The organism is Pseudomonas uvaldensis (assembly GCF_021271205.1).
Taxonomy (GTDB): Bacteria; Pseudomonadota; Gammaproteobacteria; order Pseudomonadales; family Pseudomonadaceae; genus Aquipseudomonas; species Aquipseudomonas uvaldensis.
Window position 1 is genome coordinate 378546 of sequence record NZ_JAIWKS010000005.1, and the last position, 24609, is coordinate 403154.

Here is a 24609-nt window from a genome sequence, read left to right on the forward strand (position 1 = left end):
GAAAAAGCCCGCAGCGACGGCGGGCTTTTTCATGCAAGCAAAAAGCAGAAGCTCAGATAGGGCGGCTGCCGTACTTGTTGTCAGGCTTCTTGGGCGGATCGGCGACCACGTTGGCCTCCACTTCCTGCACCTTTCCGCCCCTGGCCAGGAACTCTTCCATGGCCTTGGCGAGCGCATCACGCTCCTTGTTCTTGGCCTCTACGCTCGGCAGCTCGTCGATCGACACTGCCGCTTTGGCCTTGCCCTTGGCAGGCACCGGGACATCGGCAACATCCTCATCGGCAACATCTTCAGCCGCCGCTTCCAGACCGTCTTCGGCCTCGTCTTCGTCACCGACTTCGAGGTCGTCGTTTTCCAGATCATCGTCGCTCATGTTCTACCTCATGACTTGCGAAAAGCAGATTAGTTATAGCCCAGCTTCGCCAACTGTCGAAGGCTGCCAGAAAAAATTCAACATCCGCCGGCAATCAGCGGTCATGCCCCTTCACCGTACAAGGTGGCGAGGACTTTACGAGCACCGCCATGATCACGGTGCTCGCCCAGATAAACACCTTGCCAGGTACCCAGTGCCAGTCGCCCGTCCGTTACCGGCAGGCTGACCTGACAACCCAGCACGCTGGCCTTGAAGTGCGCCGGGAGGTCGTCCAGGCCTTCGTCGTTGTGCTCATAACCGGCGGTTCCTTGTGGGATCAGCCGATTGAAAAATCGTTCGAAGTCTCGACGAACCGCCGGATCGGCGTTCTCGTTGATGGTCAACGAGGCCGAGGTATGCTGCAGCCACAGATGCAACAGACCGACGCGACACGCCCGGAGTTCAGGCAGACCGGCGAGCAACTCGTCCGTCACCAGATGAAAGCCCCTGGGCCTGGCCCGCAGGGTTATCAGCGTCTGTTGCCACATACAGATCTCCGCACGTTCGGCGCGCATTCTAGCGCGCTCTGGAAAAAAACAAAGAGCCTAATATTCCTCCTTCGATGTAAGCCTTTGGCGGTAGAAAAACCGTGTCGCTTACATGACAAAAGACGTCGGAAAAAACCGGGCCTTCTTCTGAGCAATGACAAACTGCGGACAAAAAAATGCCCGGCGAACCGGGCATAATTTTTTTGCGTGCGCTTACAGGTTGTAGCCACGCTCGTTGTGTTCGGCCAGGTCCAGGCCAACGGCTTCTTCTTCCTCGGAGACCCGCAGGCCCATGACGGCGTCCAGAACCTTGAGGATGATGAAGGTGACGATCGCCGTATAGATCACGGTGAAACCCACACCTTTGAATTGAATCCAGACCTGCGCACCGATATCGGTCACGGTGCCGAAGCCACCCAGGGCCGGTGCGGCGAACACACCGGTCAGGATCGCGCCGAGGATACCGCCGATACCATGCACGCCGAAGGCATCCAGGGAGTCGTCGTAGCCGAGCTTGCGCTTGAGGGTGGTCGCGCAGAAGAAGCACACCACGCCCGCCGCCAGGCCGATGACCAGGGCGCCCATAGGGCCCACGGTGCCGGCAGCCGGTGTGATCGCAACCAGACCCGCCACCACGCCCGAGGCGATGCCCAGTGCGCTTGGCTTGCCGTGGGTGATCCACTCGGCAAACATCCAGCCCAGCGCCGCCGCAGCGGTGGCGATCTGAGTCACCAGCATCGCCATGCCGGCCGTGCCGTTGGCGGCGACGGCGGAACCGGCGTTGAAGCCGAACCAGCCAACCCACAGCATGGCAGCGCCCATCAGGGTGTAACCCAGGTTATGCGGCGCCATCGGCGTGCTCGGGAAGCCTTTGCGCTTGCCCAGCACCAGGCACGCCACCAGTCCCGCGATACCGGCGTTGATGTGCACTACGGTGCCGCCGGCGAAGTCCAGCACGCCCCAGTCCCACATCAGGCCGCCGTTACCGGACCAGACCATATGCGCAATCGGCGCGTAGACCAGCGTGAACCACACCCCCATGAAGATCAGCATGGCGGAGAACTTCATCCGCTCGGCGAAGGCGCCGACGATCAGGGCCGGGGTGATGATGGCGAACGTCATCTGGAAAGTGATGAAGACCGCTTCAGGGAACAGCGCCGCCGGGCCGGTGATGCTGGCCGGGGTGACGCCCGCCAGGAACGCTTTGCCCAGGCCGCCGATGAAGGAGTTGAAATTGACGACGCCCTGCTCCATGCCAGTGGTATCGAACGCGATGCTGTAGCCATAGATGACCCACAGGATGCTGATCAGACCGGTAATGGCAAAGCACTGCATCATCACGGAAAGAAGGTTTTTCGACCGGACCATGCCGCCGTAAAACAGCGCCAGGCCAGGGATGGTCATGAACAGGACAAGAATCGTGGCAGTCAGCATCCAGGCGGTGTCGCCGGAATTCAGTACAGGGGCTGCCGCTTCTTCCGCCATGGCCAGGCCAGGCATTACGAAGGACAACAGGGCTCCTAGCCCTGCGAATTTACGCAGAGTCATATTGTTTTCTCCTGGGGCGTTGGGTTTGGCGGCTTAGATGGCGTCGGTATCGGTTTCGCCGGTACGGATGCGGATAGCCTGTTCCAGATTGACCACAAAGATCTTTCCATCACCGATCTTGCCGGTGTTGGCAGCCTTGGTGATGGCCTCGATGACCCGGTCCAGATCCTTGTCGTCGATGGCGACGTCGATCTTCACCTTGGGCAGGAAATCGACCACGTATTCCGCGCCGCGATACAGCTCGGTATGGCCTTTCTGCCGGCCGAAGCCCTTGACCTCGGTAACGGTAATGCCCTGCACGCCGATTTCGGACAGCGACTCGCGCACGTCGTCCAACTTGAACGGCTTGATGATGGCAGTGACTAGCTTCATGAAACTCTCTCCCGAATTGGTGGACTTGCCCCAGGAAAACAAACCCGACTCAAGTCTAAGCGCAGTGCCTGGCTTTGTAACGCATCGTCGGCCCAAGTTGCCCGACCGGCGCCAGTCAACCGTTCCTGACGAAGCTCCCCGCTTCGTCTGCTGCACTGCATTCGTCACAACGACTGCATCAGTGCATGGGTCATCAGCCACTAAGCAGAAACCTTGCCATCTGTGCCCAAACCCACTGATTTCAATCCCTTACCCGATTCGCCGACCTGCGCTGCACCACGAACCGCAGCGATACGCACAACAACAGTGCGACAGCGCCCGGCCCCGTGCGCGAAAAGCGTGCATCCGCACTCGTGAATTGACTATAGACACTGCGTGATACACTGCCTGCCATTGTTTTCAGGACACCTGACATGCTTGCGCCAAAAGACCTCCTCGACGCCCTGAGCGGCCACGCCTCCCGTCTACTCAGCGGCGATACCCCCCTGCCCAAGAGTGAAATCGAAAGCCAGTTCAAAGCGCTGCTGCAAAGCGGATTCAGCAAGCTGGACCTGGTTAGCCGGGAAGAATTCGACAGCCAGATGGTGGTTTTGGCGCGGACCCGGGCCCGGTTGGAGAGCCTGGAGGCGAAGGTGGCGGAGCTGGAAGCGCGATTGGCTCCAACGCAGGAATAAGCAGGCTCGGGATGCGCCTGGGATGTTTCAATGCGGTTTGTTCGAAGCGGACACCATCGGCAGCTCCAGCGCAAAAAGCGCTCCGAGTCCCGGCCCGTCGCTTTGTACCATCAGTTCACCGCCCATTTCATGGGCCGCCAGGATGCAGCTGTGCAAGCCGAAGCCATGGCCGTCGACCCGTGTCGTGAAACCATGCTCGAACACCCGGGTGAGATTGCCCATGGAAATGCCCTCGCCGTTGTCCTCGACCTCGACCCGCACTCGCTTGTCTTCAATGGCCTTGAGACGCAGGATGATCCGGGATGGTCGGTCCACGACCGGGTCGAGGGCCTGCTTGGCGTTATTGATCAGGTTGATCAAAATTTGCAGCACCTTGTGTTTATCCAGCGGCATCAGCGGGACATCGTCGAGCTCTTTGACCACCGTCACATGATGACGCGCCAGAGAGACATGGCAGATTCGCACCACATCCTCGATCAACTCTCGCAACGACCCCGGCTCCAACACACTTGAGTTGCCGGCATACGCCTGCTGAGTGGCGACGATTTCCTTGACGTGGTCGATGCTTTTGGTCAACTGCGCCAACTCATTGATCATGCTCTGCTGCTCGATTGCCAGCGACTCGGCGAGCTTGCCCAGGTACTCCGGCAGAGCCCGACCCTTTGGATCGCTGTTGAAGAAATCGCCCAGATCGTCGGAATGTTCCTTCATCAACTGGACGACCTTGGCGACCCCCTGCCCTTTGGACGTGTGCAATTTGTCGTACAAGACCTGGGCTGACACGTTAACGCTATTGAGCACGTTGCCCACGTTATGCAAGACGTTGGTGGCTATTTCCGCCATTCCGGCTCGGCGGGCGGTGGTGACCAGTTCGGCCTGGGCTTCGCGCAACTCGTCGTTGACCCTGGCCAATTGCTGGGGGCTGGGAATCTTCAGCGCCGCGGGTATCAGCCGGACCAGCAAAATAGCGGTGATCACCGAGGCAATGGCGGTGATGACCTTAACCAGCGCCGACAGCCAGTAGTAGGGTTGCCAGATGGTCAGGATTTCCATCACATGGCTGGTCCCGCAGGCCAGGATAAAGACGCCGAAAGCCGCCAGCATCCAGTCGAACGGAACGTCCTTGCGCTTGTGGATGAAGTAAAGAAGGGTGAAGGGAATGCTGATGTAGGAAAAAGTGATCAAGCCATCGGCGATGACATTGGTCCAGAGCAGGTCCGGACGCCACATGTAGCAGTGGCCATGAGGCATGAAGCGGTTGTCGGTCAACAGCGCCAGCAGATTGTCCATGGCCGCTTCCTCCCTGTGCCGTTTGTATACCGCCAATACCGGACTTTTTCAGTTTAGCAGAGGGGCCTGATCGCCCCCGCCGTATTCGAAACATCCTGCGAAAAATCGGCCATTCAATTACCGCTCCGGGGTCTTCCCTCACGACTACGCTTTGAACAGCCGCAGGACGCGGCCCTTTCTTCACTCAAGGAACGTTCCATGTCGCTCGCCATCGTCCACAGCCGCGCCCAGGTAGGGGTGGAGGCCCCTGCCGTTACCGTTGAGGTTCATCTGGCCAATGGTTTGCCATCGCTGACGATGGTCGGTTTGCCGGAAGCGGCTGTGAAGGAAAGCAAGGACCGGGTGCGCAGCGCGATCATCAACTCAGGGCTGAACTTCCCGGCGCGGCGCATCACCTTGAACCTGGCGCCCGCCGATCTACCGAAGGATGGCGGGCGGTTCGACCTGGCGATTGCCCTGGGGATCCTGGCAGCCAGTGTGCAAGTGCCGACCCTGACCCTCGACGACGTGGAATGCCTTGGTGAGCTGGCATTATCCGGCGCGGTGCGGCCGGTGCGCGGTGTCTTGCCCGCGGCGCTGGCGGCACGCAGGGCCGGGCGTACGCTGGTAGTCCCACGGGCAAATGCCGAGGAAGCCTGCCTGGCGTCGGGCCTGAAGGTCATCGCCGTGGATCATCTGCTCGAAGCCGTCGCGCACCTCAACAGCCATACGCCCATCGAACCTTTCGTTTCCAATGGGTTGCTCTCGGCCAGCAAGCCTTATCCAGACCTGAACGAAGTACAAGGCCAGGCCGGAGCCAAGCGCGCCTTGCTGATCGCTGCCGCCGGCGCTCATAACCTGCTGTTCAGCGGGCCTCCGGGAACCGGCAAGACCTTGCTGGCGAGCCGCCTGCCAGGGCTGTTGCCGCCATTGGCCGAGAGCGAGGCCCTGGAGGTCGCGGCGATTCAATCGGTCGCCAGTTGCGTGCCGTTGAGCCACTGGCCGCAACGGCCGTTTCGCCAGCCGCACCACTCGGCCTCCGGTCCAGCGCTGGTGGGCGGCGGGTCCAAACCGCAGCCAGGGGAAATCACCCTCGCTCACCATGGCGTGCTGTTTCTGGATGAACTGCCCGAATTTGACCGCAAGGTCCTGGAAGTGCTGAGGGAACCGTTGGAATCAGGTTACATCGTGGTGTCTCGCGCTCGTGACCGGGTGCGCTTTCCGGCACGTTTCCAACTGGTGGCGGCAATGAATCCGTGCCCCTGTGGATACCTGGGCGAGCCCACTGGCCGCTGCTCCTGCACGCCGGACATGGTGCAACGCTATCGCAACAAGTTGTCCGGCCCCTTGCTGGACCGTATCGACTTGCACCTGACCGTCTCCCGCGAAGCCACCGCACTCAATCCACGGAGCACACCGGGCGAGGATACGGCCACCGTCGCCGGACAGGTGGCCGAAGCCCGCGAGCGCCAGCAAAAACGCCAGGGTTGCGCCAACGCTTTTCTGGACCTGCCAGGTTTGCGCCGGTACTGCCATTTATCCACTCCTGACGAAACCTGGCTGGAAACGGCCTGCGAACGGCTGACCTTATCGCTGCGTGCAGCCCATCGCCTGCTCAAGGTCGCCCGAACATTGGCGGACCTGGAGCAAGCGGCAAGCATCCGGCGCGAGCACCTGGCCGAAGCGCTGCAATATCGGCCCGCTACACCATGATCCGGGTCATGGCTTGGTCAGATCCACCAGCGGCGTGTCGCGCACTTCGGTTTTCTGATCGTTCTGGATGGTATCGATGCGTTTGAGTGCTTTGTCCACGGCGCTCTTGTCCGCCAACAGGCTGTAATTGATCGTGAACCGCTTGTGCTCTTTCGGCCCGATAGTGGGGACCAGGCCCAAAGGCCGCTGGTACCGGCGGTTATAGGAAAAACTGGTGCCCGGCTCCAACCCGGTCACATATCCCTGGCCCTGGGTGTCGGTGTTTTTCCACAGGGAGAAGACCGGAAGCGTCGCGGTGTTGAAGCCCACCGACACGCCAAGGTTGCCGGCCTTGTTGTGCAATACAGTGAGTGTGTCGCCCTTGGCATCGGCGTATGGCACGACGTTGTAGACGGTTTCGTCGTAATCACGCGTTGGCCCCCGGTAGGTTTGCCAATCGCCCAGGTCGCCCTTGGCCTTGTCGTTGAAGGGCGACACCTGCTTGACCGGGGCAGCGAAACGCGCGCCCTGCTCCAGGAACGGCGTGCTGAAATTGCTGTGGTACAGCGCCTGGTATTCCTTCGGATAATCGCCATTGTTGGTCAACGTATCGTTGAGTGCGAAGGTCACACTGCCAGGCTCGGTGACCAGTTCGGTCTGCACCGAGAAGTCGACCTTCTTGAATGCCTGCTCCTTCAGCTCGCCGCGGAGCGTGATGGCGTAGGGCGGTTTTTCATCGATATGCAGGGTGACCTTGTTGGCCGGGATGTTGGCGGCGCGACCATGCAGGGTCAGCAGCTCACCATTGTCCATGCCCGGGTGGCCGACCCATTCGTAGCCACAACGGGTCACCAGTTCGTTGAAACCTTCGAGCCAACCCAGCCCACCGCGACCGTTGAGCTCGATAAAGGCCGGATTGACCACTTCCTTGACCGGCGAATCCCAGCCCATGCGCACGCTGCCCACCGAGGCCTGCAATACGTTCATGCCGCGGGTCGGGACTATCGAAAGCTTCAGGGTGCCGTTGTCGATGTCCACGATACTGACGCCCTCCTGCCGCCCGCCGTGCAGGGTGCGCATCGTCACGGAAAAGGGTTTGTCGGTTTTGACGCCAAGCTGCTGGCTGGTGATTTGCCAGGGTTGTGCGGCTTTGTCGGTGTCGAGCAGGACGTAGTCCCAGGCCATGGCGTGGGACGCGACGCCCAAGGCGCCGAGGGCAACAAAAAGTTTGAGTGGAGTCATGGGAGCAGCCTTCTTTTTGGAGTTGTGCGGATTTTATAGTCTTGCAGAAACGTTTCAGCAAGTAGAAAAACCGCAACCACCGCGAAAATGAAGGGGGGTAAGCGACTCGATAAAAGCGGCCCGGTTGGCGCGAGGCTGGCTGGCCTGCCGCTATCGCGAGCAGGGCTCGCACAGGGTTTGACTGAAAATCAACCGTCATCCCGTGGGAGTGAGCCTGCTCGCGATGAGACCCTTCTGCCGGCAGCAGAATGCCTCAGCGGAACCGATCGACTTCCTGACGCAGGTCCTGCGCCAGTTTTTCCAGTTCCTTGGCGGTAATCGCCAGGTTCGAGACCACTTCGCGTTGTTCACTGTTGGCCATGGCGATGCTCTGCAGGTTACTGCTCAACAAGGTCGCGGTACTGCTTTGTTCCTGGGTGGCGGTGGTAATCGCCGCGAACTGCTGGCCGGCCGAACGACTCTGCTCGTCGATGCGGGCCAGGGCCGAAGCCACGTTGGCGTTGCGCGACAAGCCTTCCTGCATCAACAGGTTGCCCTGTTCCATGGTACTGATGGCGTTGCCGGTTTCCTGCTGGATGCTGGTGATCATGCTGGAGATTTCGTCAGTGGCCTGACGGGTACGGGACGCCAGGCTACGGACTTCGTCAGCCACCACGGCGAAACCACGGCCCTGCTCACCCGCACGGGCGGCTTCGATGGCGGCGTTCAAGGCCAGCAGGTTGGTTTGTTCGGCAATGGACGTGATCACGCCCACGATGCCGCCGATTTCCTGGGAACGCTGGCCCAGCGTATTGATGACCGTGGCGGTACTGTTGAGCGCGCCGGCGATCTGCTCCAGGGACGACGAAGCTTCATCCATCGACGTGCGACCGATCTGGGTCTGTTGTGCGTTTTCCTGCGCCAGACGCTGGGTGTTACTCATGTTGTCGGCAATGTTCAACGACGTCGCACTGAACTCTTCCACCGCGCCGGCCATGCTGGTGATTTCGCCGGACTGCTGCTCCATCCCTTCGTACGCCCCGCTGGACAAGCCGGACAAGGCCTGGGCGCGGCTGTTGACTTCTTGGGAAGCCTTGCGGATGTGTTCGACCATGGTCGACAGCGCCTGGCTCATCTGGTTGAAGGCACGGGCCAGTTGACCGATTTCGTCATGGCTCGACACGTTCAGGCGGACGCTCAGATCACCGGCCCCCAAGGCTTCCGCCTGGCGTACCAGATCCCCAAGAGGCGCCAGTTTGCTGCGCAGCAGCCACATCGCCGCGCCAACGGCCAGCAGCATCGCCAGCAGGCTGCCAATGGCCAGTTGCGTGCCCACATTCCAGGTCACGGCGCTGATCTCGGCTTTCGGCATGCTCGCCACAACCGCCCATGGCCCGCCTTCGAACGCAACGGCGACGCTGTAGAACTCTTCGGCGGTGTCGTTCCAGAACACACCTTTGCCCGGCGTCTTTATCAGCTTCTGGGTCGTGGTGGCTGCCTGGTCCAGCGCCTGCACGCCGGCGGGTGGCACCAGCCATTTGTTTTGCTCATCCAGCAAAGCCAGCGAACCGGTCTGGCCAATGCGGAAGCGCTTGAGGTTTTCGAACTGCGCGTTCTGCGCATCGGTGTAATCGAACCCTACATACAGCGCGGCGATGATCTTGCCGCTGCTGTCGCGCACCGGGCTGTACTGGGTCATGTAGTAGCGCCCGAACAGCAAGGTGCGACCGATATAGCTCTGCCCAGCCATCAAGCGAGCATAGGCCGGGCTGGCATGGTCGAGCACCGTACCGATGGCGCGCGTACCGTCCTGCTTGCTGACCGAGGTGCTGACCCGGAAGAAATCATCGCCGTTGCGCACGAATACCGTGGCCGTTCCGGCGGTCATTTGTTTGAACTCGTCGACTTCGGTGAAATCGTTGTTCAACACCGTGCTGCCCAGGTTCAGGCTCGGGACCTGGACGCCCGCCACGGCAACCGGCTGGTCCGGGTGTACGCTGAGGCCAGCGCTGAAACGCTTTTCGAACAGGCCGGCCAACCGCTGGGTGCTTTCGCGCAGGGTGCCATGGAAAGTGCTGAGCTGGTCGGCTAACAAACGCGCTTCGCTGGCCAGGTGTTCTTCGCGGGTGGCCAGGTTGGCTGTATCCAGCGAACGCAAGGCAAAAACGGTACTACCGGAAATCACGACCGCCAGTATCACGGCGAGGGCAAGACCCAGCTGTGAGGCGATCCGGGCACGGGGTTGAGACATGACGGCTCCTGGACGAGTGACCGGATCATCCTGATCGAGTCGCACACTCGGCATTTTATTCGGGTGAATTTATCGGTAAGCCCTTTCTGGACGAAGGTTCCATGTGCACGAATTCGGCGGCAAAGCCAAATACTTGAGCGCCACGGGCGGATTAATATCAAGTAGCCATCAACTAGGCGTTTAACGATTCAGCCGAGGCGCTTTACCGCTGGTAATTGCATGGCCTTCACCTCACCCTGGAGAAAGTCACTGAGCCGACGCAAACGTTCACCTCCCGGCCGGGTTTTCGGCCAGACCAGGTAGTAATGCTCACCGCTGGCGACGGCTGTCGGCCATGGCAGGCTCAAACGCCCTTGGGCCACATCCTCGGCCACCATCAGCAAGTCGCCCATCGATACACCATAACCGCGAGCGGCCGCGATCATGCCCAGCTCCAGCGTATCGAACACCTGTCCACCCTTGAGCGAAACCTTGTCGGAAAGGCCCATGCATTCGAGCCACTTGCGCCAGTCCCGACGGTCTGGCGTTGGGTGCAGCAATTCCGTGCAGGCCAGCCGTCCAATGTCCCAGGGCTGATCGTTCAACAGGTTCGGCGCGCCTACCGGGATCAACTCTTCGGGAAAAAGCAGGCTCGCTTCCCAGTCTGCCGGGAAGTGCCCGTTGCTCAACAATACGGCGCAATCGAAAGGCTCGGTGTTGAAGTCCACCGAGTCGACATCCATCCACGCGCTGGTCAGTTGCACTTCATTGCCCGGCTGCAAATGGCGAAAGCGACTCAGGCGCGCCAGCAACCAACGCATGGTCAAGGTCGAGGGTGCCTTCATGCGCAGGATACCGTCCTCCCCGTGCAAGGTATGGCAGGCCCGTTCGAGCGCCATGAACCCCTCGCGCACGCCCGGCAGTAGCAGCCGCGCCGCTTCGGTCAGTTGCAGGTTGCGTCCACTGCGCTGGAACAGTCGGCAGGCAAAGTGCTCCTCAAGGGTACGGATATGGCGGCTGACCGCGCTTTGCGTAATCGACAATTCGTCCGCGGCCCGGGTAAACGAGCTGTACCGCGCCGCGGCTTCGAACGCCCGCAGTGCATATAAAGGAGGAAGACGACGCGCCATGGTGAAGCTCCGTAAGGTTGTCCACGCACCGTACCAGACATCCTGCATGAGTTTTAATCATGCCAGCGATCTTTTTTATCCTTTTGTGCAAAGCCCCGGAGACGCCGAGAATCGACGCTTTACTGCCTTTTCCAAACAGGGAGCGTGATGACCATGCAACATCCGGCGCGTACCGAACTCCGGGCCATTCTGCGGCTGGCGGGGCCGTTGATCGCCTCGCAGTTGGCGCACATGTTGATGGTCCTGACCGACACATTGATGATGGCGCGCCTGAGCCCCGAAGCCCTGGCCGGTGGTGGGCTGGGAGCGGCGTCTTATTCGTTTGTCTCGATTTTCTGCATCGGTGTGATCGCAGCCGTGGGCACTCTGGTTGCAATCCGCCAGGGCGCGGGCGATGTCGAGGGCGCTACCCGGCTGACCCAGGCCGGGTTATGGCTGGCCTGGCTGATGGCCCTGGTGGCGGGGTTACTGCTGTGGAACCTCAAACCCGTGCTGTTGATGTTCGGCCAGACCGAAACCAACGTGCTGTCCGCCGGGCAATTCCTGCTGGCCCTGCCATTCGCCCTGCCCGGCTACCTGAGTTTCATGGCCCTGCGCGGTTTCACCAGCGCCATTGGCCGGGCCACGCCGGTGATGGTGATCAGCCTGGGCGGCACCGTGGCCAACTTCCTGCTCAACTATGCGCTTATCACGGGCCTGTTCGGCCTGCCGAAACTGGGGCTGATGGGGATTGGCCTGGTGACGGCCATTGTCGCCAATTGCATGGCCCTGGTATTGGCGTGGCATATCCACAGGCACCCGGCCTACCACGCTTATCCATTGCTTGCAGGCCTGTCGCGACCCAATCGCCAATACCTCAAGGAACTGTGGCGCCTGGGCTTGCCGATTGGCGGCACCTATACCGTGGAGGTCGGCCTGTTTGCGTTCGCCGCGCTGTGCATGGGCACCATGGGCAGTACGCCGTTGGCGGCACACCAGATTGCCCTGCAAATCGTCTCGGTGGCGTTCATGGTCCCGGCGGGGATGTCGTATGCGATCACCATGCGCATCGGCCAACACTACGGCGCCGGGCAACTGCTCATGGCGAGACTGTCCGGACGGGTCGGTATCGGCTTCGGCGCGGCGGTGATGCTGGCATTCGCCATGGTGTTCTGGCTGTTGCCGAATCAGCTTATCGGTCTGTTTCTGGACCACAACGACCCAGCTTTCCGTGCGGTCATCGACCTGGCGGTGAGCCTGCTGGCGGTCGCGGCGTGGTTCGAGTTGTTCGATGGCACGCAGACCATCGCCATGGGCTGCATCCGTGGGCTGAAGGATGCCAAGACCACCTTCCTGGTGGGCCTGGGTTGTTATTGGCTGATCGGTGCACCGGCCGCGTGGTGGATGGCCTTTCACCTGAATTGGGGGCCGACCGGTGTCTGGTGGGGCCTGGCCCTGGGACTGGCGTGCGCGGCGGTGAGCCTGACACTGGCGTTCGAGGGGAAGATGGCGCGGATGATCAGGGCTGAGACTGGGCAGCGGGGTTTCGACACCGTCCAGATCGATTGAACATTCCCCTGCTCGCGATGGCGGTGTGCCTGCTACTTCAATGTTGACTGATAGGCCGCTATCGCGAGCAGGCTCGCTCCCACAGAAAACGGGGGGCCAGGTCAGGCCATGCCTTGCTGTGTCGACTTGCCATCGAGCATCAGGTACTCAACCAGATCAGGCAACGGCAACGGTTTACTGATCAGGTAACCCTGCACCTGATCGCAACCGAAGCCGCGCAGCAACGCCAGCTGCTCCGGGGTTTCCACGCCTTCGGCCACCACGTCCAGGTTCAGGTTGTGAGCCAGGTTGATCATCGCGTGTACCAGCTTGCGGTTCTCTTCACGCTGCTCCATGCCGCCGACAAAACTCTTGTCTATCTTGAGCAGGGCGATGGGCAGGCTGTTGAGGTGCACGAATGAGGAAAACCCGGTGCCGAAGTCGTCCAGGGAAAAACGTACCCCCAGGCGTCCCAGGGCGTCCATGGTCTGCTTGACCAACTCACTGCGGCGCATGACGGCGGTTTCGGTGAGTTCGAATTCAAGCCATTGAGCCTCCACACCGCGCTCGGCGATCAGTCGGCTCAAGGTCACCAGCAACTGACTGTCCTGGAACTGCCGGAACGACAGGTTGACCGCCATATGCAATGGCGCCAGGCCCCGCTCGCGCAGTGCCTGCATGTCCCGGAGCGCCCGGGAAATCACCCAGTAGCCCAGCGGCACAATCAACCCACTCTGTTCGGCCAGCGGCACGAATTCACTCGGCGGCAGCAACCCGCGCTCACCGTGGCGCCAGCGCACCAGGGCTTCGAGGCCGACAATACTGCCGCTATCGAGATCCAGTCGGGGTTGATAATGCAGTTCCAGCTCATCGCGCCGCAGTGCCCGGCGCAGTTCGCTCTCCAGGTCGGCGAGGCTACGGGCATTGCGGTTGATCCGCTCGTTGAAGATATGGAAGGTACAACCCTGAGTGCTCTTGGCCTGCTGCATTGCGATGTGGGCGTGCCACATCAGCGGATCGGCGCCAGCCTGGGCGCGAGCGTGGGCTATGCCCAGGCTGCAGCCGATCAGCAGGCTCTCACCGTCTACCCAATAAGGCTCGGCCATGGCTTGCGTGATGCGCTCGGCTATCCATTCGGCCCGTTGAGGCGCGCGGCGGGTGTCGATCAGCAAGGCAAACTCGTCGCCGCCCAGGCGCGCCAGCTGGTCGCCTGCCTCCAGCGATCCCTTGAGGCGCGACACCACTTGCAGGATCAAGCGGTCGCCAGCCTGATGGCCGAGGGCATCGTTGGCGTGGCGGAAGTTGTCCAGGTCCAGATGACCGAGCGCCAGGCCGCGACCGTCGTTTTCGGCCAGGCGCGCCGCCAGCAGGGTCTGGAAACCCTGGCGATTCGCGATGCCAGTCAAGGGGTCCTGTTCGGCCAGGCGCTGCAACGTATTTTCCAGCACACCGCGTTCGCGCACATGGCGCAGGCAACGGCGCAGGGTCGCGCTGTCGAGCATGTCTCGCACCAGCCAGTCGCTGGCGCCATCGGGTGGCGTCGCCGGTTCCTGTTCAAGCAGCAGGACAGTCGGCAGGCGGCAACGGCCGGGCGCCGGTTGCAATGCCGCGACGGTCAGCAGTACGGCATTGCGATTATCTTCGAACAGACTGCTGACCGACTCCCAGTCCGGGGCGCTGATCAGCACGACGGAGCCCGCCATGGGCGCCAGGCACTCGCGCAGTATCGCCGGCCATTCAGGCTCTTCGGCCAATAGCAGCAAACGCAAGGGTTCGACAGGCGTGGACAAGCTGACTCCCTAGACTCTGCAAGGTGGTAGGCGCCGGGCATTATGACCTGCCAATCGGCAATGACCAATGGCAATGGTTCTCAAATACAGGCTTCTAGTGAATTTTTCATCCAAAAATCGAACATTCCCTGCAAATCTGCCGCAAATTCCGGGTCGCGCCAGCAAAACGGCGATGTTCCCGCGATGGGACGTCACAAGTCGGACAAAGCAGCACAATTCGCTGAGCCTGTTAAAATGCCGGCCCATTTTCGCAAACGACTCCCTGACTCTGTCATGTCCCGACTCAATCCCCGGCAGCAAGAAGCCGTGAACTATGTCGGCGGCCCACTTTTGGTGCTCGCCGGTGCTGGCTCCGGCAAGACCAGTGTGATCACCCGCAAGATCGCCCATCTGATCCAGAATTGTGGCATCCGCGCCCAGTACATTGTCGCCATGACCTTCACCAACAAGGCCGCCCGGGAAATGAAGGAGCGAGTCGGCGGCCTGCTGCGCCCCGGCGAAGGCCGAGGCCTGACGGTCTGCACGTTCCACAACCTGGGCCTGAACATCATCCGCAAGGAACATGCGCGACTGGGCTACAAACCGGGCTTTTCGATTTTCGACGAGACCGACGTCAAGGCCCTGATGACCGACATCATGCAAAAGGAATACTCGGGCGACGACGGCGTGGACGAGATCAAGAACATGATCGGCGCCTGGAAAAACGACCTGATCCTGCCGCCCGAGGCCCTGGAAAACGCCCGCAACCCCAAAGAACAGACCGCCGCCATCGTCTACGCCCATTACCAGCGCACGCTCAAGGCCTTCAACGCGGTGGACTTCGACGACCTGATCCTGCTGCCGGTCAAGCTGTTCCAGGACCACGCCGACATCCTTGAAAAATGGCAGAACAGGGTCCGCTATCTGCTGGTGGACGAATACCAGGACACCAACGCCAGCCAGTATCTGCTGGTGAAGCTGCTGATCGGCAAACGCAACCAGTTCACCGTCGTGGGTGATGACGACCAGTCGATCTATGCCTGGCGCGGGGCGCGGCCGGAAAACCTCATGCTGCTCAAGGAAGACTATCCGTCGCTCAAGGTGGTGATGCTGGAGCAGAACTACCGTTCCACCAGCCGCATCCTGCGCTGTGCCAACGTGCTGATTTCCAACAACCCCCACGAGTTCGAAAAACAACTGTGGAGCGAGATGGGCCACGGCGACGAGATCCGAGTGATCCGCTGCCGCAACGAAGACGCCGAAGCCGAACGCGTCGCCATGGAAATCCTCAGCCTGCACCTGCGCACCGACCGACCGTACAGCGACTTTGCCATCCTGTATCGCGGCAACTACCAGGCCAAGCTGATCGAACTGAAGCTGCAGCACCATCAGATCCCTTATCGCCTGTCGGGCGGCAACAGCTTTTTCGGTCGCCAGGAAGTGAAAGACCTGATGGCCTACTTCCGCCTGATCGTGAACCCGGACGACGACAACGCCTTCCTGCGGGTGATCAACGTCCCGCGCCGGGAAATCGGTTCCACCACCCTGGAAAAACTTGGCAACTACGCCACCGAGCGCAAGATCTCGATGTACGCCGCCACCGATGAAATCGGCCTGGGCGAACACCTGGACAGCCGTTTCACCGATCGCCTGGCGCGCTTCAAGCGCTTCATGGACAAGGTACGCGAGCAGTGCGCCGGGGAAGACCCGATCTCGGCGCTGCGCAGCATGGTCATGGACATCGACTATGAAAACTGGCTGCGCACCAACAGCTCCAGCGACAAGGCCGCCGACTATCGCATGGGCAATGTCTGGTTCCTGATCGAAGCGTTGAAGAACACCCTGGAAAAAGACGAAGACGGCGACATGACGGTCGAGGACGCCATCGGCAAGCTGGTGCTGCGCGATATGCTCGAGCGCCAACAGGAAGAGGAAGAAGGTGCCGAAGGCGTGCAGATGATGACCCTTCACGCTTCCAAGGGACTGGAATTTCCCTACGTGTTCATCATGGGCATGGAAGAGGAAATCCTGCCCCACCGCTCCAGCATCGAAGCCGACACCATCGAAGAAGAACGGCGCCTGGCCTATGTCGGCATCACCCGGGCACGCCAGACACTGGCATTCACATTCGCCGCCAAGCGCAAGCAATACGGCGAGGTGATCGACTGCGCCCCGAGCCGCTTCCTCGACGAACTGCCGCCGGATGACCTGGCCTGGGAAGGCAACGACGACACGCCGACCGAAGTGAAGGCCGTGCGAGGCAACAACGCCCTGGCCGATATACGCGCGATGCTCAAACGCTAGAATCGATTTTTTCAACTGACCTCAGGCGTCGAAAGCGCCACCAAAGGAGGCTTCATGGAAGCCCTGCACCAGAAAATCCGTGAACAAGGCATCGTGCTTTCCGATCAGGTTCTGAAAGTCGACGCCTTCCTGAACCACCAGATCGACCCGCAGCTGATGAAGCTGATCGGCGACGAATTTGCCGCGCGGTTCAGGGATTCGGGCGTGACCAAGATCGTCACCATCGAAGCCTCGGGCATTGCCCCGGCGATCATGACCGGCCTGAACCTGGGCGTACCGGTGATCTTCGCCCGCAAGCAGCAATCCCTGACCCTGACGGAAAACCTGCTGTCGGCCACCGTGTATTCGTTCACCAAGAAAACCGAAAACACCGTAGCCATCAGCCCGCGCCACCTGACCAGCAGCGACCGCGTGCTGATCATCGATGACTTCCTGGCCAACGGTAAGGCGTCCCAGGCGCTGATCTCCATCATCAAGCAGGCAGGCGCAGCCGTGGCCGGACTGGGGATCGTGATCGAGAAATCCTTCCAGGGCGGTCGTGCTGAGCTGGATGCCCAAGGCTATCGCGTTGAATCGCTGGCGCGAGTGAAGTCGCTGGCGGGTGGGGTTGTGACCTTCATAGACTGACCGCACGCATTTCCCTGTGGGAGCGGGCTTGCTCGCGAATGCGGTGTGTCAGTTGAAATTACCTTATCTGACACACCGCATTCGCGAGCAAGCCCGCTCCCACAATGGAATGTGTTCGTCGTTACAGCGCCGTAGCCTTCAACCCCGCCAGCAGCAACCGCTGAGCCAATTCCTCTTTTAGCCCGTCCGGGCTCGCCAACTGCATCCGCTCCAGATGCTCGGGGTAGGCTCCGGGCTCCGGCGCATCGAGGGCAGCCTTGCCCAGTTCGAACATTTCGGTGAGCTTGAACTTGCTCTTGAGCCAATTCAACGCCCGCAAGAGATCGCGCTCTACCCCGTCGAAATCAGAGCCCAGCGGGTATTCGGGAAACAGGTTCGGATGCCGGGCCTGGATCGCCTGCAAACGTTGCGGGGTGTTGTCGGCGAAGCGTGGATCGAGACGGAAATCCCTGGGCAGCTTGCCTGCGTTCTGCGCCTGCTCGATCAGCCCCGGCTGGAAGCGTGAATCGCTGATGTTCAGCAACGCTTCGATCACGGCGGCGTCGGTCTTGCCCCGCAAGTCGGCGAGGCCGTACTCGGTGACCACGATGTCCCGCAAGTGCCGGGGGATCGTGCAGTGGCCGTACTCCCAGACAATGTTCGAGCTGACCTCGCCTCCCGCCTCGCGCCAACTGCGCAAGAGCAGAATCGAGCGTGCCCCCTCCAGCGCATGACCCTGGGCAACGAAGTTGTACTGCCCGCCCACGCCGCTGAGCACCCGTCCGTCTTCCAGTTGATCGGCCACCCCGGCGCCCAGCAAGGTCATGGTGAATACCGTGTTGATGAAACGCGCATCGATTCGTTGCAGGCGTTTGAGCTGTTCCTGGCCGTACAGCTCGTTGATGTAGCTGATGCGGGTCATGTTGAATTCGAGCCGCCTGCTTTGAGGCAATTCGTGCAAGCGCTCGTAGAAACTGCGCGGGCCCAGGAAGAAGCCACCGTGGATGCACACGCCGTCGGGCTGCGCCGCCTCATCGAGGGTGCCGGCGTTGGCCTGTTCCTGGGTCGTCACGTCGGGGTAGACCTTGCGGCGGATAATTCCGGCCTCGGCCAGCACCAGCAGGCCGTTGACGAACATTTCACTGCACCCATACAGACCTTTGGTAAACGGCTCGACGCCGCCCTCGCGCTCGATCAACTGCGCCCACTGGCTAAGGTTCAGGTCGGCCAGTAACGCCTGATAACCCAGATTATCCGCCTGGCGCGCCAGCAACGCGGCCGTCAACGCGTCCCCCATGGAGCCGATGCCGATCTGCAACGTGCCGCCGTCGCGCACCAGGGTGCTGGCATGCAGGCCGATGAAATGATCCTGGAACCCCACCGGCATGTTGGGCGTGGAAAACAGCGTGTGGCTGTCCTTCTCGTCGATCAGGAAATCAAAGTCATCGATGCCGATTTCCGCGTCCCCTGGCATGTAGGGCAAGTCGCTGTGAACCTGGCCCAGCATGAGGATGGTCTCCCCCGCCGCCCGCCGCTTGGCAATCATGGGCAGCAGGTCGAGCGTGATGTCGGGGTTGCAGCTCAGACTCAGGCGATCCGGGTGCTGCGGGTCGCTCGCCACCAGTTGCGCGATCAGGTTCAGGCCAGCGGCATTGATATCCCGGGCAGCGTGGCTGTAATTGCTGCTGACGTAGTCCTGCTGGGCCGAAGCGCTGTGCAGCAGGCTGCCAGGTTGCAGGAAGAACTGCTCGACCCGGATGTTGGAAGGCAGGCAGTCCCGATGCAGGTCGGCGAGATAATCCAGTTCAGGGTAGTCGCCAAAGACACGCTCGATGAAGGGCTCCAGGAAACGCTTCTGCAAACCATCGCCCAGGTTCGGCCGTCCCAGGCTCAGCGCCGTGTAGAGGGTCAGCTGCCGCTCCGGCAGTTGGGCGATGCGTCGGTAAAGCGCGTTGACGAACAGGTTGGGCTTGCCCAGCCCCAGGGGCATGCCAAGGTGAATGTGCGCCGGCAACCGCTCCAGCACCTCGTCCACCGCCTGTTCGATTGAACACAATTGCACCATCCGCCCCTCCGACCTGCTCCGTGAATGTGGGTTGGACCGAGATTGACGGGTCTTGGTTGCGATGAACAGCGTTTCAAAGCCGCAGGCACAAAAAAGCCGCTCGTAAGCGGCTTTTCCGGATGGATGCGGGCTGTTGGCTTTTACAGGCCAGACATCTTTTTGATGGCGCCCTTGAGCTCGTCTTCCGAGCAGTCGGCGCAAGTGCCTTTAGGCGGCATGGCATTGATACCGGAGATAGCTTTGGCCAGCAGGCCATCAACACCACCTTCTTTTTTTGCCCTTTCGCCCCAAGCTGCCGCGTCACCCACTTTCGGAGCGCCCAGCAACCCAGTGCCGTGGCATGCGTTGCAATGTTTTGTAATCACAGCGTCTGGCGTCTTGGCAGCACCACCAGCGCCACCAGCCGAAGCGGCGACTTCCATGCCCTTGCATTCTTTCCCCTGAACACAAACCTGGCCGACGGGTTCAAGACGCTTGGCGATTTCATCGTTGGGCGCCGCTTGAGCGCTCGCAGCCCATAGGGCCAATACGGTAGCTGGTGCAGCCAGCATTTTCATAATTAGGTTCACGCGTACACCCTCAATGGTGGCTAGTCACGCCTGCGGCCACGGTTTGCAGGCGGGCGCAAGTATAGCGGTAAGCCTGTCACACTGAAACAACCCTAAAGTCGCAAGGGTCTTGTTCGGCATGACCCGCTTACCCCCAGGCGCCTCTGCCATCCAGGCTCGGCGCCATGTTTCTTAGAAATTGGCCGGTGTGGCTGCGCTGATCAGTCGCGCCGGCGCATCGAACGGATTACGGAAACGGTGCGGCTTGGTGCTTTCGAAATAGTAGCTGTCACCCGCTTCGAGCACGAATGTCTCGGCACCCACCACCAGCTCCAACCGACCTTCCACCAGAATCCCGGTCTCCTCACCCTCATGGGTAAGCATCTCTTCACCGGTATCGGCGCCAGGCGGGTAGATCTCGTTAAGGAAGGCGATAGCCCGGCTCGGATGCGCCCTGCCCACCAGTTTCATGGTCACGGCGCCATCGGAGATGTCGATCAATTCGTTGGCTTTGTAGACGATCTGGGTCGGTTTCTCCTGAAGGATTTCTTCGGAAAAAAACTCGACCATGGACATGGGGATTCCGCCAAGGACCTTACGCAGCGAGCTGATCGAGGGGCTGACACTGTTTTTCTCGATCATGGAAATGGTGCTGTTGGTGACGCCCGCGCGCTTGGCGAGTTCACGCTGGGAAAGACCTTTGAGTTTACGAATGGCTTGCAGTCGTTCACCGACGTCCAATGCAGGAACCTCCAGGAAGTCAGGTTGTGGTGTAAGTGAGCGTTATCATGGCGACAGCGTTCAGTATTTACAACACCTTGGCCCGAATCCTGCGCAGTGAAGCGACCTCCGGTCAAGCCTGCTTCGTCTCAGCCCTCGGAATAGAGCCTTGGCACTCGTCGCAGGTTACAAAAAATCTGATAGGGAATCGTGCCGGCGGCCTTCGCGACGTCACTGGCAAGAACGTGCTTGCCCCAAAGCTCTACGCTCGAACCGAGGCCGGCGTGTGGCAGGTTCGTCAGATCGACACACAGCATGTCCATCGAAACCCGTCCGACCAGTTGACTGGGCTGTCCGTCTACCTGCACCGGCGTACCGGTCGGCGCCTGGCGTGGGTACCCATCGGCATACCCCATGGCAACCACCCCGACCCGGGTCGGTTGCGCGGTCACGAAGCGGGCGCCATATCCCACCGGCTCGCCGGCGGGTAATTCGCGCACGCTGATGATCTTCGACTCCAGTGTCATCACCGGTTGCAGGCGTGACGCCGTAGCCTGGGCTTCATCGAAGGGCGTCGCACCATACAGCATGATGCCCGGGCGCACCCAGTCGCTTGGAATCTGCGGCCATCCCAGAACTGCCGGTGAATTGCGCAGGCTCGTTTCCGCCACCAGGCCCTGGCGAGCCGCCTCGAACACCGCCAGTTGCTGGACGCTGCTGGAGTCGTGCAGCTCGTCGGCACGGGCGAAATGAGTCATCAACACTATCTTCGCCACCTTGCCGCTGGCCAGCAGTCGACGATAGGCGCCTTGATAGTCCGCAGGGTGCAATCCGACCCGATGCATTCCGGAATCAAGTTTGAGCCAGACGGTGATCGGCTTGCTCATCGCAGCCTTTTCGATTGCTTCGAGCTGCCACAAGGAATGCACGACGCACCACAGATCATGCTCGACGATCAGCGACAGCTCGTCGGCTTCGAAAAAACCTTCCAGCAACAGGATCGGTCCACGAATCCCGCCGGCCCGCAATTCCAGGGCTTCTTCGATGCAGGCCACGGCGAACCCATCGGCACTGTCCTGCAAGGCCTCGGCGCAACGTACCGCACCGTGCCCGTAGGCGTCGGCCTTGATGACCGCAAGGGCCTTGGCCCCCGTGACTTCGCGGGCCAGTTGGTAGTTATGACGCAGGGCTTGGAGATCGATCAGTGCACGAGCAGGACGCATGGCGGCAGACTTCTAATAGTCGGACAGGGTAAAAAACCGGCGCTGGCTGACGGCATGCACCATCAACAGCGCCGGGAGAGGGATTGATTCGATCGGTTTACGGCAGCGCGGCCACGACCGACAGTTCGATGAGGATTTCCGGTTCGCAAAGCCGGGCCTGCACTGTGGCTCGGGCCGGCGCGACACCTTGGGGCAGCCATTTGTCCCAGACGGCGTTCATGCCTGCGAAATCCGCCTCGATGTCTTTCAGGTAGATCGTCACCGACAGCAAGCGGCTCTTGTCGGTCCCGGCCAGGTCAAGCAGACGCTCGATATTGGCGAGGGTTTCGCGGGTCTGTTGTTCAATGCCGGCGCTCATGTCGTCGCCGACTTGCCCGGCCAGGTAAACGGTGCCGTTGTGCACCACAACCTGGCTCATGCGGTCATTGGTGAGCTGGCGCTGGATTGCCATGTTTCGCAGACTCCTGATGTTTGCTGCCATAACGGGAAATATCGAGACCTTCGGCGCTGATTTGTGGCTTTTTCCGAGCCATCAGGTCCGCCAGCAAACGACCGGAACCGCAGGCCATGGTCCAGCCGAGCGTGCCATGACCGGTATTCAGGAACAGGTTCCTGAACGGCGTGGCGCCAACGATCGGCGTACCGTCCGGGGTCGTCGGGCGCAAGCCGGTCCAGAAACTGGCCTGGGCCAGATCGCCGCCCCGAGGATATAGGTCGTTGACGATCATCTCCAGGGTTTCACGGCGACGCGGATTCAGCGACAGGTCGAAACCGGCGATTTCCGCCATGCCGCCCACACGGATGCGGTTGTCGAAACGGGTGATCGCTACCTTGTAGGTTTCGTCGAGGATGGTAGAGGTGGGCGCCATTGCCGGGTTGGTGATCGGCACGGTCAGGGAATACCCCTTGAGCGGGTAGACCGGGGCGCGGATACCGAGGGGTTTGAGCAATTGCGGCGAATAGCTGCCCAAGGCCAGGACGTAACGATCAGCAGTTTCCAGCTTGCCGTCGATCCAGACACCATTGATGCGGTCACCGGCAAAGTCCAGGCGCTGGATATCCTGGCCGAAGCGGAATTCCACACCGAGCTTGACGGCCATTTCCGCCAGGCGCGTGGTGAACATCTGGCAATCGCCGGTCTGGTCGTTGGGCAACCGCAGGGCGCCCGCCAGGATGTCGGTGACATTGGCCAGGGCCGGCTCGACCCGCGCGATGCCTTCGCGATCGAGGACTTCGAAGGGCACGCCGGACTCTTTCAGTACGGCGATGTCCTTCGCCGCGCCGTCGAGCTGAGCCTGTGTACGGAACAACTGTGTGGTACCCAGGCTACGGCCTTCGTAGGCAATGCCGGTTTCGGCGCGCAACTCGTCGAGACAGTCGCGGCTGTACTCCGACAGGCGCACCATGCGTTCCTTGTTGATGGCGTAACGACTGGCGGTGCAGTTGCGAAGCATCTGCGCCATCCACAGGTATTGGTCAATGTCGGCCGTGGCCTTGATGGCCAGCGGCGCATGACGTTGCAGCAGCCACTTGATGGCCTTGAGCGGCACGCCCGGAGCGGCCCACGGCGAGGCATAGCCCGGCGAAACCTGGCCGGCGTTGGCGAAGCTGGTTTCCATGGCGGGCGCCGGTTGACGGTCGACTACAACCACTTCAAATCCGGCCCGGGCCAGATAGTAGGCACTGACCGTGCCGATGACGCCGCTACCCAAGACCAGAACGCGCATTTTATGACCTCATCGCGGATAACCGCTGACGTTTGTTGTACACAGCTTTGATGCGCGCAGTTTAAAAAAGATCAGGCAGTGCTTTTCACTATATAAATGCCTATATTTGGCGAGAATTCTCGGCAAAAACCCTTTTCATGGAGGAGCATCCCCTGTGCGCACCAATACACAGACCAAACGCGAACTGGACAAGATCGACCGCAACATCCTGCGCATCCTCCAGGCCGACGGGCGGATCTCCTTCACCGAGCTGGGCGAAAAGGTCGGCCTGTCCACTACTCCTTGTACCGAGCGGGTGCGCCGCCTGGAGCGCGAAGGGATCATCATGGGTTATAACGCCCGGCTCAATCCCCAGCACCTGAAAGGCAGCCTGCTGGTATTTGTCGAAATCAGCCTCGACTACAAATCCGGCGATACTTTCGAAGAATTCCGACGCGCCGTACTGAAATTACCTCACGTTCTGGAGTGCCATCTGGTGTCGGGGGATTTTGACTACCTGGTAAAGGCACGGATTTCCGAGATGGCCTCCTACCGCAAGCTGCTGGGCGACATCCTGCTCAAGCTGCCCCACGTTCGTGAGTCCAAGAGTTATATCGTGATGGAAGAGGTGAAGGAGAGCCTGAACCTGCCGATTCCGGATTGAACCTGGTCGTTGCGGCGTCAGACCAATACCTGCCGATTGCAGGCCATGTACTCATGGATCTGCTGTTCGACCCGCGGATGGATCAGCTCCACCGGGCGCCGGCCATTGGGGCACGGCAAACTCGCCGTGGTGCCGAACAGCCGACAGATCAACGGTCGCTCGTCATAAACGGTGCAACCGTTCGGTCCCAAGTGCACGCAATCGAGCGCTTCCAGGGCGGCGTCCTGTTCGGCCCGGGTCTTGCGCGGCAGACGGGCCATTTCCTCGGGGGACGTGGTCACTGGCCCGCAGCAGTCATGGCACCCCGGCACACATTCGAACGACGGGATCTGCTGGCGCAGCGTGCGGATTTTTTGACTGTTGCAACTCATCGAAACGGCTACCAAGGCGAGACAGTCCGGGATTCTGCCTTAAAAAGCAGCGGGCCAGACAGCGCCGGCC

At 60.8% G+C, this 24609-nt stretch carries 22 protein-coding genes; 6 read left to right on the forward strand and 16 right to left on the reverse strand.

Annotated features, from left to right (window positions below; genetic code table 11):
- Positions 1-52 precede the first annotated feature (52 nt).
- The 4 genes from sutA to glnK all read right to left on the reverse strand — a co-directional run bounded on the left by sutA (position 53) and on the right by glnK (position 2820).
- On the reverse strand, positions 53-373 hold the full coding sequence (sutA, locus tag LCU97_RS14145) for a transcriptional regulator SutA (protein ID WP_053148577.1): 321 nt from the start codon (positions 371-373) through the stop codon (positions 53-55).
- Positions 374-474: 101 nt separating this feature from the next.
- Positions 475-900: a secondary thiamine-phosphate synthase enzyme YjbQ gene (locus LCU97_RS14150; protein ID WP_053149682.1), complete on the reverse strand. Its 426-nt coding sequence runs from the start codon at positions 898-900 to the stop codon at positions 475-477.
- A 213-nt stretch (positions 901-1113) separates the two neighbouring features.
- Positions 1114-2448 (reverse strand): ammonium transporter, encoded by a 1335-nt coding sequence (locus LCU97_RS14155; RefSeq protein ID WP_053148580.1) that lies wholly within the window; start codon positions 2446-2448, stop codon positions 1114-1116.
- A 33-nt stretch (positions 2449-2481) separates the two neighbouring features.
- On the reverse strand, positions 2482-2820 hold the full coding sequence (glnK, locus tag LCU97_RS14160; RefSeq protein WP_002555808.1) for a P-II family nitrogen regulator: 339 nt from the start codon (positions 2818-2820) through the stop codon (positions 2482-2484).
- 413 nt (positions 2821-3233) lie between these two features.
- Here glnK and LCU97_RS14165 point away from each other — a divergent pair, with 413 nt between their 5' ends.
- Positions 3234-3494: an accessory factor UbiK family protein gene (locus LCU97_RS14165; RefSeq protein WP_053148583.1), complete on the forward strand. Its 261-nt coding sequence runs from the start codon at positions 3234-3236 to the stop codon at positions 3492-3494.
- A 27-nt stretch (positions 3495-3521) separates the two neighbouring features.
- On the opposite strand, the gene LCU97_RS14170 is transcribed toward LCU97_RS14165, so the two are convergent.
- Entirely contained in the window at positions 3522-4784 is a 1263-nt protein-coding gene (locus LCU97_RS14170) for a sensor histidine kinase (protein ID WP_232776860.1), read from the reverse strand.
- 198 nt (positions 4785-4982) lie between these two features.
- Between LCU97_RS14170 and LCU97_RS14175 the strand changes: the two genes are divergently transcribed.
- A complete protein-coding gene (locus LCU97_RS14175; protein ID WP_232776863.1) occupies positions 4983-6476 on the forward strand; it encodes a YifB family Mg chelatase-like AAA ATPase in 1494 nt (497 codons plus the stop codon).
- Positions 6477-6482: 6 nt separating this feature from the next.
- On the opposite strand, the gene LCU97_RS14180 is transcribed toward LCU97_RS14175, so the two are convergent.
- From LCU97_RS14180 to LCU97_RS14190, 3 genes are all read right to left on the reverse strand, one after another.
- On the reverse strand, positions 6483-7697 hold the full coding sequence (locus tag LCU97_RS14180) for an aldose 1-epimerase family protein (RefSeq protein WP_232776866.1): 1215 nt from the start codon (positions 7695-7697) through the stop codon (positions 6483-6485).
- A gap of 253 nt (positions 7698-7950) precedes the next feature.
- On the reverse strand, positions 7951-9927 hold the full coding sequence (locus LCU97_RS26985) for a methyl-accepting chemotaxis protein (RefSeq protein WP_053148593.1): 1977 nt from the start codon (positions 9925-9927) through the stop codon (positions 7951-7953).
- 188 nt (positions 9928-10115) lie between these two features.
- Positions 10116-11036, reverse strand: a complete 921-nt coding sequence (locus LCU97_RS14190) for a LysR substrate-binding domain-containing protein (protein ID WP_232776869.1) — start codon at positions 11034-11036, stop codon at positions 10116-10118.
- Positions 11037-11183: 147 nt separating this feature from the next.
- Here LCU97_RS14190 and LCU97_RS14195 point away from each other — a divergent pair, with 147 nt between their 5' ends.
- On the forward strand, positions 11184-12584 hold the full coding sequence (locus LCU97_RS14195) for a NorM family multidrug efflux MATE transporter (protein WP_232776872.1): 1401 nt from the start codon (positions 11184-11186) through the stop codon (positions 12582-12584).
- A 101-nt stretch (positions 12585-12685) separates the two neighbouring features.
- Here LCU97_RS14195 and LCU97_RS14200 read toward each other — a convergent pair whose 3' ends face one another.
- A complete protein-coding gene (locus LCU97_RS14200) occupies positions 12686-14353 on the reverse strand; it encodes a putative bifunctional diguanylate cyclase/phosphodiesterase (protein WP_232776874.1) in 1668 nt (555 codons plus the stop codon).
- Positions 14354-14626: 273 nt separating this feature from the next.
- On the opposite strand from LCU97_RS14200, the gene rep reads away from it, so the two are divergent.
- A complete protein-coding gene (gene rep / locus LCU97_RS14205) occupies positions 14627-16636 on the forward strand; it encodes a DNA helicase Rep (RefSeq protein ID WP_053148604.1) in 2010 nt (669 codons plus the stop codon).
- Between the two features lie 54 nt (positions 16637-16690).
- The gene (locus LCU97_RS14210; protein WP_232776875.1) at positions 16691-17263 is read left to right on the forward strand and encodes a xanthine phosphoribosyltransferase; all 573 of its coding nucleotides are present in this window, start codon (positions 16691-16693) and stop codon (positions 17261-17263) included.
- A gap of 121 nt (positions 17264-17384) precedes the next feature.
- Here LCU97_RS14210 and LCU97_RS14215 read toward each other — a convergent pair whose 3' ends face one another.
- The 6 genes from LCU97_RS14215 to dadA form a co-directional block, all read right to left on the reverse strand.
- A complete protein-coding gene (locus LCU97_RS14215; RefSeq protein ID WP_232776878.1) occupies positions 17385-19307 on the reverse strand; it encodes an acetyl-CoA hydrolase/transferase C-terminal domain-containing protein in 1923 nt (640 codons plus the stop codon).
- 140 nt (positions 19308-19447) lie between these two features.
- On the reverse strand, positions 19448-19864 hold the full coding sequence (locus tag LCU97_RS14220) for a c-type cytochrome (RefSeq protein ID WP_232776977.1): 417 nt from the start codon (positions 19862-19864) through the stop codon (positions 19448-19450).
- 183 nt (positions 19865-20047) lie between these two features.
- Positions 20048-20596, reverse strand: coding sequence for a cupin domain-containing protein (locus LCU97_RS14225; RefSeq protein WP_053148616.1), 549 nt, complete (start codon positions 20594-20596; stop codon positions 20048-20050).
- Positions 20597-20724: 128 nt separating this feature from the next.
- Complete coding sequence (gene alr, locus LCU97_RS14230) at positions 20725-21798, reverse strand: alanine racemase (RefSeq protein WP_053148620.1); 1074 nt, start codon at positions 21796-21798, stop codon at positions 20725-20727.
- Between the two features lie 97 nt (positions 21799-21895).
- Entirely contained in the window at positions 21896-22249 is a 354-nt protein-coding gene (locus LCU97_RS14235) for a RidA family protein (protein WP_053148623.1), read from the reverse strand.
- Complete coding sequence (dadA, locus tag LCU97_RS14240) at positions 22221-23525, reverse strand: D-amino acid dehydrogenase (RefSeq protein ID WP_053148626.1); 1305 nt, start codon at positions 23523-23525, stop codon at positions 22221-22223. The genes LCU97_RS14235 and dadA overlap by 29 nt, the downstream gene beginning before the upstream one ends.
- A gap of 154 nt (positions 23526-23679) precedes the next feature.
- On the opposite strand from dadA, the gene LCU97_RS14245 reads away from it, so the two are divergent.
- Positions 23680-24168 (forward strand): Lrp/AsnC ligand binding domain-containing protein, encoded by a 489-nt coding sequence (locus LCU97_RS14245; protein WP_003206849.1) that lies wholly within the window; start codon positions 23680-23682, stop codon positions 24166-24168.
- Positions 24169-24185: 17 nt separating this feature from the next.
- Here LCU97_RS14245 and LCU97_RS14250 read toward each other — a convergent pair whose 3' ends face one another.
- Positions 24186-24539, reverse strand: coding sequence for a YkgJ family cysteine cluster protein (locus LCU97_RS14250; RefSeq protein WP_053148629.1), 354 nt, complete (start codon positions 24537-24539; stop codon positions 24186-24188).
- Positions 24540-24609: the final 70 nt, after the last annotated feature.

Excerpts from the sequence above, each read along its gene's own strand:
- sutA (WP_053148577.1), bottom strand. The coding sequence starts at position 373 with ATGAGCGACGATGATCTGGAAAACGACGACCTCGAAGTCGGTGACGAA.
- LCU97_RS14150 (WP_053149682.1), bottom strand. The coding sequence starts at position 900 with ATGTGGCAACAGACGCTGATAACCCTGCGGGCCAGGCCCAGGGGCTTT.
- LCU97_RS14155 (WP_053148580.1), bottom strand. The coding sequence starts at position 2,448 with ATGACTCTGCGTAAATTCGCAGGGCTAGGAGCCCTGTTGTCCTTCGTA.
- glnK (WP_002555808.1), bottom strand. The coding sequence starts at position 2,820 with ATGAAGCTAGTCACTGCCATCATCAAGCCGTTCAAGTTGGACGACGTG.
- LCU97_RS14165 (WP_053148583.1), top strand. The coding sequence starts at position 3,234 with ATGCTTGCGCCAAAAGACCTCCTCGACGCCCTGAGCGGCCACGCCTCC.
- LCU97_RS14170 (WP_232776860.1), bottom strand. The coding sequence starts at position 4,784 with ATGGACAATCTGCTGGCGCTGTTGACCGACAACCGCTTCATGCCTCAT.
- LCU97_RS14175 (WP_232776863.1), top strand. The coding sequence starts at position 4,983 with ATGTCGCTCGCCATCGTCCACAGCCGCGCCCAGGTAGGGGTGGAGGCC.
- LCU97_RS14180 (WP_232776866.1), bottom strand. The coding sequence starts at position 7,697 with ATGACTCCACTCAAACTTTTTGTTGCCCTCGGCGCCTTGGGCGTCGCG.
- LCU97_RS26985 (WP_053148593.1), bottom strand. The coding sequence starts at position 9,927 with ATGTCTCAACCCCGTGCCCGGATCGCCTCACAGCTGGGTCTTGCCCTC.
- LCU97_RS14190 (WP_232776869.1), bottom strand. The coding sequence starts at position 11,036 with ATGGCGCGTCGTCTTCCTCCTTTATATGCACTGCGGGCGTTCGAAGCC.
- LCU97_RS14195 (WP_232776872.1), top strand. The coding sequence starts at position 11,184 with ATGACCATGCAACATCCGGCGCGTACCGAACTCCGGGCCATTCTGCGG.
- rep (WP_053148604.1), top strand. The coding sequence starts at position 14,627 with ATGTCCCGACTCAATCCCCGGCAGCAAGAAGCCGTGAACTATGTCGGC.
- LCU97_RS14210 (WP_232776875.1), top strand. The coding sequence starts at position 16,691 with ATGGAAGCCCTGCACCAGAAAATCCGTGAACAAGGCATCGTGCTTTCC.
- LCU97_RS14215 (WP_232776878.1), bottom strand. The coding sequence starts at position 19,307 with ATGGTGCAATTGTGTTCAATCGAACAGGCGGTGGACGAGGTGCTGGAG.
- LCU97_RS14220 (WP_232776977.1), bottom strand. The coding sequence starts at position 19,864 with ATGAAAATGCTGGCTGCACCAGCTACCGTATTGGCCCTATGGGCTGCG.
- alr (WP_053148620.1), bottom strand. The coding sequence starts at position 21,798 with ATGCGTCCTGCTCGTGCACTGATCGATCTCCAAGCCCTGCGTCATAAC.
- LCU97_RS14235 (WP_053148623.1), bottom strand. The coding sequence starts at position 22,249 with ATGGCAATCCAGCGCCAGCTCACCAATGACCGCATGAGCCAGGTTGTG.
- dadA (WP_053148626.1), bottom strand. The coding sequence starts at position 23,525 with ATGCGCGTTCTGGTCTTGGGTAGCGGCGTCATCGGCACGGTCAGTGCC.
- LCU97_RS14250 (WP_053148629.1), bottom strand. The coding sequence starts at position 24,539 with ATGAGTTGCAACAGTCAAAAAATCCGCACGCTGCGCCAGCAGATCCCG.